Origin of the sequence: Undibacterium sp. CY21W, assembly GCF_014284265.1 — a bacterium.
Taxonomy (GTDB): domain Bacteria; phylum Pseudomonadota; class Gammaproteobacteria; order Burkholderiales; family Burkholderiaceae_D; genus Undibacterium; species Undibacterium aquatile.
The window spans coordinates 965,913-979,514 of the sequence record NZ_JACOGE010000001.1 but is presented as its reverse complement, the minus strand read 5'-3'; the positions used below and the strand labels follow the sequence as shown (position 1 = coordinate 979,514).

14 protein-coding genes are annotated in these 13,602 nt (G+C 45.9%); all 14 read right to left on the bottom strand.

Annotated features, from left to right (window positions below; all coding sequences use genetic code 11):
* Positions 1-170: 170 nt before the first annotated feature.
* The gene (locus H8K29_RS04375; RefSeq protein WP_186896522.1) at positions 171-770 is read right to left on the bottom strand and encodes an FHA domain-containing protein; all 600 of its coding nucleotides are present in this window, start codon (positions 768-770) and stop codon (positions 171-173) included.
* Positions 771-803: 33 nt separating this feature from the next.
* Positions 804-1,610, bottom strand: a complete 807-nt coding sequence (locus tag H8K29_RS04370; RefSeq protein WP_186896521.1) for a Stp1/IreP family PP2C-type Ser/Thr phosphatase — start codon at positions 1,608-1,610, stop codon at positions 804-806.
* Between the two features lie 189 nt (positions 1,611-1,799).
* A complete protein-coding gene (gene sucD, locus H8K29_RS04365) occupies positions 1,800-2,681 on the bottom strand; it encodes a succinate--CoA ligase subunit alpha (protein WP_110255493.1) in 882 nt (293 codons plus the stop codon).
* An 18-nt stretch (positions 2,682-2,699) separates the two neighbouring features.
* On the bottom strand, positions 2,700-3,881 hold the full coding sequence (gene sucC, locus H8K29_RS04360) for an ADP-forming succinate--CoA ligase subunit beta (protein ID WP_255423065.1): 1,182 nt from the start codon (positions 3,879-3,881) through the stop codon (positions 2,700-2,702).
* 30 nt (positions 3,882-3,911) lie between these two features.
* On the bottom strand, positions 3,912-4,493 hold the full coding sequence (locus tag H8K29_RS04355; protein WP_186896613.1) for a DUF2889 domain-containing protein: 582 nt from the start codon (positions 4,491-4,493) through the stop codon (positions 3,912-3,914).
* A gap of 178 nt (positions 4,494-4,671) precedes the next feature.
* Positions 4,672-5,124: a recombination regulator RecX gene (gene recX, locus H8K29_RS04350; protein ID WP_255423238.1), complete on the bottom strand. Its 453-nt coding sequence runs from the start codon at positions 5,122-5,124 to the stop codon at positions 4,672-4,674.
* A gap of 82 nt (positions 5,125-5,206) precedes the next feature.
* Entirely contained in the window at positions 5,207-6,250 is a 1,044-nt protein-coding gene (gene recA, locus H8K29_RS04345) for a recombinase RecA (protein WP_186886146.1), read from the bottom strand.
* Positions 6,251-7,133: 883 nt separating this feature from the next.
* The gene (gene lnt / locus H8K29_RS04340; RefSeq protein ID WP_186896519.1) at positions 7,134-8,636 is read right to left on the bottom strand and encodes an apolipoprotein N-acyltransferase; all 1,503 of its coding nucleotides are present in this window, start codon (positions 8,634-8,636) and stop codon (positions 7,134-7,136) included.
* 103 nt (positions 8,637-8,739) lie between these two features.
* Positions 8,740-10,632 (bottom strand): Ig-like domain-containing protein, encoded by a 1,893-nt coding sequence (locus tag H8K29_RS04335; protein WP_186896518.1) that lies wholly within the window; start codon positions 10,630-10,632, stop codon positions 8,740-8,742.
* Between the two features lie 67 nt (positions 10,633-10,699).
* Positions 10,700-11,110: a hypothetical protein gene (locus tag H8K29_RS04330; RefSeq protein ID WP_186896517.1), complete on the bottom strand. Its 411-nt coding sequence runs from the start codon at positions 11,108-11,110 to the stop codon at positions 10,700-10,702.
* Complete coding sequence (locus tag H8K29_RS04325; protein WP_186896516.1) at positions 11,107-11,469, bottom strand: DUF192 domain-containing protein; 363 nt, start codon at positions 11,467-11,469, stop codon at positions 11,107-11,109. Before H8K29_RS04325 ends, H8K29_RS04330 begins: the two co-directional genes overlap by 4 nt.
* Positions 11,469-12,176: a TadE family protein gene (locus H8K29_RS04320; protein ID WP_186896515.1), complete on the bottom strand. Its 708-nt coding sequence runs from the start codon at positions 12,174-12,176 to the stop codon at positions 11,469-11,471. Before H8K29_RS04320 ends, H8K29_RS04325 begins: the two co-directional genes overlap by 1 nt.
* Before the next feature lie 2 nt (positions 12,177-12,178).
* Positions 12,179-12,715: a tetratricopeptide repeat protein gene (locus H8K29_RS04315; protein WP_186896514.1), complete on the bottom strand. Its 537-nt coding sequence runs from the start codon at positions 12,713-12,715 to the stop codon at positions 12,179-12,181.
* A 12-nt stretch (positions 12,716-12,727) separates the two neighbouring features.
* Positions 12,728-13,597 carry a type II secretion system F family protein gene (locus H8K29_RS04310; RefSeq protein WP_186896513.1) on the bottom strand — a complete coding sequence of 290 codons (870 nt, stop codon included), beginning with the start codon at positions 13,595-13,597 and terminating at the stop codon, positions 12,728-12,730.
* Positions 13,598-13,602: the final 5 nt, after the last annotated feature.

Here is a 13,602-nt window from a genome sequence, read left to right as displayed (position 1 = left end):
CCTGATCGACTCACAGCAAACTGTATGCCAGCTATGCAACATTAAGTCGCAAGAGTAAATTGGCGTTAGCGAGCTTCATAGACTTGAAAAAAGTGACGCGTCATGTCAGTTGGTGACATTTTTTGTCAGTTATTTACATTTCAGGTCAGAAACATGCGCCTTACCAACGGCTAAACACTAAATTGCATGTGAGTGCCACTGATATCAATCACATCACCATGCTGTAAGGTATGTGGCTGATCTGACAGCAGTTGCCCATTCACTTTCGGAAATTCTTTGCCTTCGACGTGGCGGACAATATATCTGTCCGTTTGCCTTGCAATTGCAATAACCTGCGTTCCGGGGCTACCCACTGTCGTCACCGCTTTTGTCAACGCCAACTCCTTACCCGCATTCGCGCCATTGATCACTTTTATTTTCGCCGGAGCCTGTGTCATCACTGGCGCCGAAACAACTGAGGAAACTGCTGTGACCTGCGCACTCTTCTCTACCTGAAAGCGTAATTTGTACTTGCCGATATCAATGACATCATCGTGCTGGAGTAAATGCTTTTTGACTGGCTGATTGTTGACCAATGTGCCATTGGTACTACCCAGATCAAGAACGAAAGAGCCGTTTGACGTGGTATCGATCGCCGCGTGTTGACCGCTAACAGTCAGGTGGTCAATAACTATATCGTTCCCAATGCGCCGGCCTATCGTAATACGGGATTTGTTAATACTGACTTCTTGCTGCACCAATCCATTAAAGGTGACGATTATTTTCGCCATAAATCATCTCTCACTCATTCAATTTTCAAAAAATTACCGGAATAGCAATTTTTTCACCCACGACGGACCCGATACCGCCTTTAATTTAAACAAAACAACAGAAGTGTTATCAAAGCCCCCTGCCTCATTTGCGCAATCAATTAATGCCCTGCAACACGCGGGTAAATCACCGTCATACTGTCGCAATATGTCCTGTATCTGATCGTCAGCAAGCAAGTCAGTCAATCCGTCAGAACAGAGCATATAGACATCGGTCTCATCTGCCTGATGCACACTCAGGTCTACCTCAATATTCTCCTGGGTTCCTACCGCACGCGTAATCAAATTTTTGATCGTTGAAAAACGTGCCTGCGATTCCGAAATTAAGCCAGCGTTAATTTGTTCCTGGAGCACGGAATGATCTTCCGTCATTCTTACAAGCGCATGATTACGATAGCGATATGCTCTGGAATCGCCAACATGCGCAAATAAAATTTTATCTTGAGTACAACATGCTACAACCACTGTTGTTCCCATACCAAAACATTCCGGATTTTCCTGTGAAGTCTGCACGACCTGACGATTTGCTAAATGAATGGCATCTGAGATCCAGCGCGACAAATGAATCGATTGGAAACCCAATTTCGTATACCATGCTGAATCCAGTTTTGCGCAGAGATAATCAGCAACAATCTTTGCCGTCATCGCACTGGCAACTTCTCCTGCTTTATATCCTCCCATGCCATCCGCAAGCACAACACAGCCGTAATCAGCACAGACAACAATCGCATCTTCGTTATGTTTCCTGACTCGTCCGATATCAGACAGTGCAGCAAATTCTAGTACATACTGATGTGACATCGATAAATAGCGCTCATTGATTACAGGCTCGGGCAGAAAACCAAGGAAGTTTAGTTTATTTAATATTGCCTATCGTTGCTAGCTTAACATTAAGGTATTGAGTTTGCACTTCATATACTCAAAAGCAAAGTGTGAGTACGAAAAAAAACCGCGAAAATCGCGGTTTTTTTATTTTGAATATAAAGAAAATTACAGCATTGCTTTCAACAAACGCGCCATTTCAGATGGATTCTTCGTTGCTTTAATACCGCACTCTTCCATGATGTCTAATTTTGCTTGCGCAGTATCGGCACCACCGGAAATCAACGCACCAGCATGACCCATGCGTTTGCCTGGAGGCGCAGTCACACCAGCGATGAAACCAACGACTGGTTTCTTCATGTTGTCGCGTACCCAGTAAGATGCATTCGCTTCATCTGGACCACCGATTTCGCCAATCATAATCACAGCGTCAGTATCTGGATCATCATTGAACATCTTCATGATGTCGATATGTTTCAAACCGTTGATAGGATCGCCACCGATACCAACTGCAGAAGACTGACCCAGACCCAATGCTGTCAATTGACCAACAGCTTCGTATGTCAAAGTACCTGAACGGGAAACCACACCGATACGACCTTTACGGTGAATATGACCTGGCATAATACCAATCTTGATTTCGTCTGGCGTGATCAGACCTGGGCAGTTAGGGCCGAGCAATTTTGTTTTGCTGCCGGCTTTAGCCATGCGGTCTTTCAACATCATCATGTCGCGGACAGGAATACCTTCAGTGATGCAAATAGCCAAATCGAGATCCGCTTCTACCGCTTCCCAGATCGCAGCTGCAGCACCTGCTGGTGGAACATAGATCACAGAAACAGTTGCACCTGTTGCTGCCTTCGCTTCGGAAACATTCGCGAAAATTGGAATGCCTTCGAAATCTTCACCAGCTTTCTTAGGATTTACGCCTGCAACGAAACAGTTTTTACCGTTTGCGTAATCGCGGCACATACGTGTATGGAACTGGCCAGTTTTACCAGTAATACCTTGGGTAATAACTTTAGTGTCTTTATTAATCAGGATGGACATAGTGATTCCTTGCGATAATTAAGCTTGAGCAGCAGCGGCAACAACCTTCTGCGCTGCTTCTTCCATCGTGTCTGCAGAAATGATAGGCAGACCAGAGTCAGCCAACATCTTCTTACCGATATCTTCGTTTGTACCTTTCATGCGTACAACCAAAGGCACTTGCAATGACACTGCTTTAGACGCGGTAATCACGCCTTCTGCAATCACGTCACAACGCATAATGCCGCCGAAGATGTTGACCAGGATCGCTTTCAGACCTGGATTTTTCAACATGATCTTGAAGGCTTCAGTAACTTTTTCTGCTGTCGCACCACCACCTACGTCGAGGAAGTTAGCTGGTTCACCGCCGAACAATTTGATGGTATCCATCGTTGCCATCGCCAAACCTGCACCGTTGACCAAGCAACCAATGTTGCCGTCGAGTGAGATATAAGCCAAGTCAAATTTAGACGCTTCGATTTCCGCTGGATCTTCTTCATCCAGATCGCGGTAAGCAACGATTTCAGGTTGGCGGAACAAAGAGTTCGCGTCAAAGTTAAATTTCGCATCGAGTGCAATTACTTTGCCTGAACCAGTCAAGATCAAAGGATTGATTTCAGCTAAAGAACAATCTGTTTCCATGAAGGCTTTAAACAAACCTTGCAATTGAACGCGCGCATCAGCGATAGAACCTTCTGGCACCCCGATTTTGCGGGAGATATCATCAGCTTCTGCGTCTTGCAAGCCAGCACTTGGATCGATCGCGATAGAGTGAATCAACTCTGGATGTTTTTCTGCAACTTCTTCGATATCCATACCGCCTTCAGACGATGCCATCAATACAACGCGTTGGCTGATACGGTCAGTCACCATACTGACGTACAGTTCTTTCGCGATATCTGCGCCTTCTTCGATCAGCAGGCGACGAACCTTTTGACCTTCCGGACCAGTCTGATGTGTCACCAGTTGCATACCCATGATCGCATCAGCGTATTCACGCACTTGCTCCAGAGATTTTGCGACTTTCACGCCACCACCTTTACCGCGGCCACCCGCGTGGATTTGCGCCTTGACTACCCAGACTGGCCCGCCCAGAGTTTCAGCCGCTTTAACGGCTTCTTCAACAGACATGCATGGGATACCGCGTGGTACGGTCACTCCGAATTTACGGAGGATTTCTTTACCCTGATACTCATGAATTTTCATACGACTTCCCTTCAGACACTGAGGTATAAATAATTAAAAAACAAACTAGCTGGGTGATTTTGCGTTAGGCACAGATTTAGCCCAACGCGGGTAATACTGAACGACAGCCGGACCATCCAAACGCAAAGCGTGGCAACGGTCAAGCTGAAAAGGTTGTTGAGATTCGGTTGAGCTACTGGCGCCATCGCGAGTGTCAATAACATCGCCGGCAAAAGCCTGGATAGCAGCGGTTGGGAGTACTAAAGCAAGTTCCGTTAAATGAGAGCAACCATTAACACCTGACATGCGCTCTTTGACTCCCTGACGAAATTGCTGCATCAAATTGAGTCCAATAAGCTTTTTATAGTCAGCCTCTATCGCTTCACAATAACCAGGATAAGGAACTGCTGCTGAAAGCGCTTGCACATCGACAATAGTTAGCTGCAAGTCGATAGTGACTCGCAACTGAAGATCGTGCAAAGCCATACCCTCCGGCCGGACGCCGGACGCAAGCGTAATATCACGGGTCTTATGATCAGTGATACGCGCGTCAAGATCCCATAATCCATCGTCCCGGGCGAACGCGGATATGCTGATCGCACGCGTATGCTTCAACGTGCGTTGTATATTGGGAGTAGATAAGGGCATCATGCCTTTTAAGCGGCTTACTTTAAATTAGCCACAATTGCGTGTCGCTACCGCAGCTTCTACGGTAGCAGCCGCTCCTGCGGCGCTGCAAAAAACCTGCGGATTCTAGCACAGCTAATTAAGCAACTCGTATCTCGCATCATTTTTTTTTGCATGACGAAACCGTGATTTACTTTTGCTAATCATTGGCTGAACGTTCCGTCTTCAGGGCAAGTTGTATGGACTTCCCGGAAAAACCTCTTTGTTGTAAAAACCTACTTTGCTTGAGACGTTCATTTTGATTCAAGGGCGGGTGTGGAAATTTGCGGAGCAATACCTCAACTGCTCTGGATGTCTCTGACTCTGCTAATTCGGATTTAATCCGATCCATTTCTATTGCATCTACGTTGTGACTTTGCAACTCCGCCAGAATACGATGATTCCCAAAGCGCCCCGAACGTCTGTTGACCAACGAATCTGAAAATCTTTCTGTAGATAGAAAATTATTTTCTTCAAGCCAGTCAAGAATGGCATCGACATCATCCCCATCTTCTGCGTGTGAAGATAGTTTTCTGAATAATTCGGCGCGACTGTGCTCACGCATAGATAAATACCTGAGTGCCCTGCCTTTAAGACTTAATTTTTGTTTCATCACGATTAAAAAAGCCGATAAACCCATTAAAAGAGGGCTTATCGGCTGTTGTTCTATCCTGAATGATTACCGGTAAGTATCTTTAAACTGCGTCAGAGCTGATCGCAGGCAACAAAGGCACACCAAGATGTTCACGTACCTTATTTTCGATCTCATGCGCAAGCTGCGGACGCTCTTTCAGGAAATTACGAGCGTTATCTTTACCTTGACCAATGCGCTCGCCATTGTAGCTGTACCACGCACCGGCTTTTTCAATGATTTTAGCATCCGCACCCAAATCAAGAATTTCTCCTTCACGAGACGTTCCTTCTCCATACAAAATATCAAAATGTGCTTCTTTGAATGGTGGCGCAACCTTATTTTTGACAACTTTGACTTTAGTTTCATTACCGATCACTTCATCGCCAGCCTTAATAGAACCGGTACGGCGGATATCCAGCCTTACAGAAGCGTAAAACTTCAAGGCATTGCCACCAGTCGTCGTTTCCGGGCTGCCAAACATAACGCCAATTTTCATACGAATCTGATTAATGAAAATCACCAACGTATTCGTCCGTTTAATACTACCGGTAAGCTTACGTAAAGCTTGCGACATTAAACGAGCCTGCAAGCCTGGCAAAGAATCGCCCATGTCGCCTTCGATTTCAGCACGTGGTGTCAATGCTGCAACTGAGTCAATTACGACCAGATCGACACTCCCAGAACGAACCAGCGCATCCGTGATTTCCAGCGCTTGCTCACCTGTGTCCGGCTGAGAAATCAGCAGATCATTTAAATTCACGCCCAGTTTCTGAGCGTAACCTACGTCTAATGCATGCTCAGCATCAATAAATGCGCAAGTACCGCCAATCTTTTGCATCTCAGCGATCGCTTGCAGAGTCAAAGTGGTTTTACCTGAAGATTCCGGGCCATAAATTTCAACCACACGCCCGCGTGGCAAGCCACCAACACCTAAGGCGATATCCAGACCGAGCGAACCAGTGGAAACAACCTGCACCTCTTCCACCACAGCACCATCAGCCATACGCATGACCGATCCCTTACCAAATTGCTTCTCGATTTGCGCCAATGCTGCGGCGAGTGCCTTGCTCTTCTCTGAGCTGTTTTCAGGTTTCTTATCGTCCATACATTCTTTCATTCAATAAGCAGCGGGTGGAAAGTCAAACCGCAATTAATATTAACTGCGTTTGACAGTACTGTATAAAAAAACAGTGATTTATGCAAGCGGGATTTTTATTTTATGTACATATCCGCTGACAAGACTGTCGAAATTCACCTAACTCTGAACTTTTGGGAGACTTAGATGAAATCTCCCAGCAAGCATTTTTGCAACGCTATCCTTACCACAACATACGCGAAGACGACTCCGACGCTATTTTCTCAACTCCTCGGATGGCTAAACCTTGCCCCAAAGATAAGTGAGTTGAACGGCCTGCTTCGGTAGGCCGTTTCCACATATACCGCCCTAACTCCCTAATCAGACAGAACCAGCATCGATCCAGTTCTTGGTTCATCCGGCTTAAAATTCTTGATACATTTTCTGCTACACGGTCAGTGTTTGATCAGACCGTAACTTGCAGTGCTCATCAAATTCGGTAGAGACTTTAGAAATATGGGAGCACAAGAGAAAATCTTTCATGTCGGTTGAGTCAGCAATCAGTGAGTTATGACTTCAATCCATTAAAGGAAAGCATCGCGATTATTGCGATAAATGGTTACCGCCTGTGCCTCAGTTATTTCTTGCAAAAAATAACTATTAAACGTACTAATCCAGCGCTTACTTAGTTTTAAATAGATCTCGGGTTCAATGAAATAGCAATAAAAGGTCAAAAAGTAGTCCGCTTGAAATCAGGATTAAACGTTCAACACTTCAATCAGAAAAGTTATTTGTTTGTAAGCACAGAAGAAAATGATGGAAACTACTTCGTCCTCAAAGAAATTTAAAGCTACAGTAAGAATTCTGAGGAAGTACACCTAACGAAGGATCCGGATGACGCTTGAGAACAGTACTAACATACACGCACCTTAAATTTCGACTTCCTCCCTAAATAAACGAAAGGTAAAAATATTATTTGTAAGAAACATATAAACAATATAGGTCCATTTCGGAAATGCATAAACGGAGTTTTTCCGGTCATCAACTGAATTTCACCGTCCAATACGCCTGTTACATCCTCTTCTAAAGCATGGCGAATACGACCATGTTGATCAATCATGGCGGTACGCCCCGTATTCGAGGCCTGCACCACCCAGCGACCTAATTCAATTGCACGCACCCGGGCTATCTGCAAATGTTGTGCCGGAGCTGCCGAACCAAGAAACCAGGCAAAGTTACTGATACTAATTAAAGTATCGCCATCACCAACTCTGTTTAAAGTCCCGATATCGAATAAATTTTCGAAACATATACTGACGCCTATTTTTTTATTGTTAATCACTAATGGGGCTTGATATGTATTCCCTGAAGTAAAGTCAGAATAATTCTGATCAAGAATCGACTCTATCCACCGGCTCCCTGTTGGAAAGAATTCACCAAAGGGGAGAAGATGTTGTTTGTCGTAACGATAGTCGTAAGCAAGAGCGGATGAACTTCCCGGCATCATTGCAATAGCACTATTCGTAGTCATTAGGCGCTCTTGCTTCTGAGTGCTAATGACCGTACCTACCAAGATCGATGTATTTCGGTCGGTGGCAGTCTTTCTCCATGCATCCAACAGTTCAGGTGACTGTGAATGCCATTCGATGGGGATCGCTGTTTCTGGTAAAACTGTCAATTCTGCCTGACTGTCGCTCATCAGTTTTCCATACGTGTGTATCGCTTGTCTTACACCAATAGAAGAAAATTTATCTTGCTGCGATAAATTGCCTTGCATCAATCTTACCCTCAATGTCCCTTTACCCTCAGTCCACTCTATGCGTTGCAAACCTTGTCCTGCAAGATATAGCGCTGTCAAACTCAAGATTACTAGTGGAATTATTTTTGTATATTCCCGCTGCTCCAATTCTTTGCAGACACTCGCCAACATTGCTGCACACAAGGCACTAAGATAAGTTAGGCCAAATATTCCGGCAATCGATGCAAACGACGACAGCGGGCCACTCGCCTGAGCATATCCCGTTGCTAGCCAAGGAAAGCCAGAAAATAAATTGCCACGGAACCATTCAGATAACGCCCAAACAGATGCAGTAGTTCCACAACGTAACAGAAAATAATGAGGCTGTTCTGATCCATATTTATTTAGCGCGGATAACACACTCACGGCAAGAGCTGGAAATAAACTCAAATAAACGAGTAACAAACTACTCAATAAAAAAGCAATGCTCCAACTGGTATGCGAATGTCGGACAATAGCGGGAAGTACCCACCACATACCAAAACTGAACCAGCCTAAGCCAAAATAAAATCCGATACAAAAACCTTCAGCAATGCGCGCCTTCGGTAACAAAAATAAGCCAGAGAGACAAATTATCTGAAACCACCATGCTTCAACTGGCGCATAAGCGACAGTCATTAAGCCTCCAAATAAAAAGGCCAAAAGATATTTGATGAGCTTCTTTTGAAAGCAATATGTCTCTCTCTCTGATTTCTGACTACGTCCCGTCATGTCAATGAGCTTATGCTCCGCCGGGGAACGTTACTTTGACACTGAGCGGCGTAACATTTCCATTCGGAGTTTTAATTTGAAGAATGGTACTTCCCGTAAGACGTTTTGTGCCACTATCAAGGCAAACGCTAGTGCTTGGTTTAACGGGAATCAGATGTACGGACCCCTGATCACCTGTTACATAAGCGCCGCTATAAGTCGGAGCAATGTTAGGCACGCTGGACGGAAAAATATCAGTGATTTCTAATTGATCCAGAGCCGCAGCACTCAATACAGTACCATTTGGCATAGGATTAAAGTGCCCGTCACTGATACGTAGACGCAGTAACATCGCTGAGCAACCACTATTAGTTAAAGTTATACCATCAGATACAGGAACGCTGCTGCCGTCATCCAGTATTCTGGTGATATTGCTGGCAAAACTACCACTGAGAAAAATTGCCGTCTGGCCAGTCAACGCTGTATTGGCATTGAGAGAAGAGACGGCAATAGTTGCGAGCCCCGCTCGTTTTTGTGGAGCGGCGGCATCACTGTTATAACGAGGATTTTGGCTGCGAAATGTGACTGCACATCCTCCATTCTGAGTATTACACCCTCCGCGCGATGCGCTACCAATCGCACCGCTATCGGTTTGAAATACCACCGGCGTATTATCTGCGACGGGATTTCCGAACTGATCAGCTAACAACAGACTGACGGCAGTCTGGGTATCGTCATAATTGTAGCCTTCAATGTTATAGCTGGCCGCACTCAGTGAAAATGATGTTTGTGTCGGTAAACCAGTTGACACCGAAATAGTATCTGAAATCGAAGATACTCCATTTGCCAGTGTCGCCTGCACTCGTAAAGCTGTTGGTTCTACACCAGAGTTGACTGTTGTCGTCACTGTTCCATTGCTGTCACTGACATCAGATGATTTATTCAGCGTGACAGTTTTTGTCGAGATGGTCGTAAAACTGACTGTCTGATTTGGCAGGGGATTCCCAAACTGATCGATAACACGGAATTTGATCGTTGCAGTTTCAGTGCGCCCAGACCCGCCTGCTCCCTTGATCACAATCGATTTATCCACCGGAATAATCTGGCCGACCTCTAGCGAACTCGCATCAGGTGATAACACCTGGATTTGTGTGGTCGCAGAAGTTGTTGCACCGGTAATCGCAGCTGACAAGGTATCCGTTTGTCCGCAACCAATATCCCGGTAAGTCAGTTGCGCCCGACCATTCACGGTCGACACACTGGCGGGAAAACTTGCTTTGCCAGCGGCTGCACAATTTGATGTCAGGCTGATAGAAACGGGGCTAGAGCTAAAGAGCGCACCGTCACTCTTGACATCTAGAATGATGATGGTCGATGCATACGCTTTAAGCAGAATGGGGCTAGTCACAGGTGTAACGAAATTCAAACTGAGCTTACTGTCGCCGACCATAAATGTCGCCTGTGCCTGTACGCTGTTACCGGCATAACTGGCGACTGCCTTCAGCACACCTGCGCCATATGCCGTCAGCGAGGCCGGAGACAATTTCACCTTTACACTGCCATCGGCATCTGTCATCAAACTACCTGAGCCCGGTTGAAATCCGACTAGCGTCAAATCCGAACTAAACGCCAACAGCGTATTCGGTATCGGTGCCCCCTTGCTATCAACGATACGGGCAGTGGCAATCAAGGGGCTGTTAAATGTGGTGACATTACTGGCCTTACCACTAATGTCTGAGAGGCTGATGCTTAACACCGCCGCGTTGACAGGTGAACTAACAGAACCGATGGCAGGTTTTTGTCCAGGTGCATCGGCACCGCCACCACCACAAGCACTTAACATCATGCTGAACACACTGCTCAGAACTGCTGTTAACATCACATTCTGCCACTGACCTATTGCTGCTTTTGTTTTCATTTTCATATTGATCCCTGCTGATAATCCCATTTATCCTGCTTTTTCGCCTGAAATAAATTTTTCTACGCCAAAATTAAGGGGGTAATGCACCCAACTCACGCTTTAATGCTGCAATGTTTTCGAAGTGCCGATGCAATACACTGATAGGTTCCTGACGCACAAGCGCGACATCAGCACTACGCTGTTCGTTTTCCAATTCTTTCCGCAAGATAGCGCGCCGGTCGTTATCCCGTTCCTTTTGCGTTTGCGAACTTACCGTTGGAAAATTCACCGGTCGTACTGCAGGACTAGTCTGACTTACGCGACCATGATTCGATATCCGTTTGCTATTCTCTATTTGCTGATTTACTGTCGGCGACACATTACTCATCAACGTCACACCAGAAGCTGGATCGACATAAGTAAATATTTCGGCACGCAGATCAGGATGCGCACAAAAGAACAACATTGCGGCAATACAGCTATGATTAAACTGAATTCTCATATATTCACTGGCCGCTGAAACATGCCATTGCGTAGCAGAGACTGCCCCGTCTGTAACTGATAGCGTTCAGCTGCGCCACTATTGAGTTCAAGGCAGGCATAGGCTTGCCGAGCCAGCGCAAATCTCCAAGGTCGCAAGCGATGTACGATCTTGATAATGTAGCCATCTCGATCAATAAACACGACATCAATCGGAAACCGCATAAATGCCGTATGGATATCTGAACAAGGGACAATCAGCAAAGCACGATCGTCGTGCAGCGAGCGTCGTCCCATCAAGCCCAAAAATCGCTGAAAAAAATTCCCGGCGACATCGATATGCAGATCGCTGATCGCGATAAGTTTGCTCCAGTTGCGCATCAGAAATTGCTCTCTACCGGTGGCGTAGTCATACGTATTACAGCCTGCGAAACGATAGGAATACCGAGGCTTTCATAGCACAATTTATCACCGCCCGAGCTGAAATCTTTTAGTATCGTTCCTACGAGTACATCAATCACAGGAAATATCATCTTATAACAATATCTGACTTCAATTTTTAACAGCAAGGCGTCTGCCCGGGTCTCTCCCGAAGACGAACCAACGCTCATATCGTTCATCAGATTAGTCACAGGAATAACACGTCCGCTGGTATGCGGATTTTGTATAGCAAAATCCTTGAAGGCAGCTTTGGTCGGATTCAACACAGTCAAACTATTTGTCCTCCTATGCAGCGCCCAATCAATAGCGGCACTGGCATATGCAGCCGACATCACCGTCGTAAAATTGCCATTACTGACGTCGCGCAAACCACTGCCGCCCAATGCACCCAAACCGCGGGCAACATATAAAGGACTTAACGCGTTTAATAAACCCCGCTTCATTTCAGACTGATCCCCTCCCGATGCTGCGCCAGCACGAGCCGCCGTAAATGTCGCTAGATTCACAGTATTTTTTGCAACAATCAACAATCCCATTTGCATGACGGCCATGATCAACGGAAACAACACATAAAAGGCAAGCACATAAAATTCGACGGTCGTCGCGCCAGATTGCCTTTTCAATGCTTTGAGCGATGGAATTGCCATGATTACTTGGATAACGGAGCCTGTGTTTGTGCAGGCAGATTTAGCGTATGTTCAACATCTGCAATCAGCGAGCGCAGCGCCGAACGATTCGCATCCGATACCTGGTCGCTTTGCAGCGCCTTTTGCGCAATTACTCTGAATTCCAATAAATGAGTCATCGCTAGGTTCGCATAGGTTTTATCCATTTTAGGATCAGCGCGAAGAGCTTCTTCAAATGCGTGCTGCGCTTGTTGCAGTTGGTCACTGCGTAGATAGGCAATCCCCAGACGGAACCAGGCGGGAGCCACAGTAGGATTAACCTTCACAACGGTCTGATACAGTTGTATCGCTTTGTGGTAATCCTGCATCGCCATTGCCTGCTCTGCATTGGCGCTGATTTGACTAATTTCTACAGGCGTCAGCGTTTGCTGTTGCCCCATGTTTTCAGAACCTCTGGTACGGTTCGCGCAAGCACCCAAGGTCGCACTGATAAGCAGAATCAATGTTACTGAAAATATTTTTTTTGCTACGGCCATAATGTCTCGCTCAATTAAATTCATCGTTGAAATTCTTCATTGGAATGCATTCATCATCTTCATCCCGATAGGAAAGCCGAGTACGACGAAGGTGCAAGGAAAAATACACAAAATCAAAGGCCCTAACATTTTTACTGGTGCCTCCATCGCTAGTTTCTCGGCTCGCGCAAAACGCTCATTCGTACGCTGAGTCGACTGCGCACGAAGAACCGACCCCAGACTGGCACCAGTTTTTTCCGCTTGCACCAATGCACTCGTCAGCGAGGTAACAACTGATATATCCATACGTTCTTCCAATGTCCGCAAACCATCTATCCTGGTACGACCAGAACGCACTTCACGAAGCAAGCGGGCGAAAGCACGTTTCAGCGGTGAATCAGGTGTTTTTTCGACGGCGATATTGATACCGACAGTCAGATTACAACCCGACTCAATTGCCAGAGTAAGCATGTCAAGAAAATTTGGCAGTCCTTTTAATACCTGAATTTCGACAACTTTGATTTTGTCGCGCAACCAGATTTCGAGATAAAAAAAACCGAAGACCATTGCGCAAGCAGGCAACATCAAACCGCCTGAGCCCAGCCACAGAGCAAGCAGCCAAGTAATAAGAAAGAATATCAACGCATACACAATCCTTGACGCGAACCACTGCTGAGGGGACAGCGCATAGTCGAGTTCTACTTTACGCAGTCGGCGAATAGTTTTTTCGCGATACTCAACCGATAAATAACTACCAACGTAGTACGTCACAATAGTGATCAACGGCCAAATGCGTTGCAGCATTTTGGGAGGTTTATCTGCGTAGGTCCGGTCTTCTTCTGGCACCGCGTTGACGATCCGTAGTACAAACCAAATGCTAAAAATTACGGCTAGCGCAAACAGCAAGGGCAATAAAATTTCGATCATGAGAA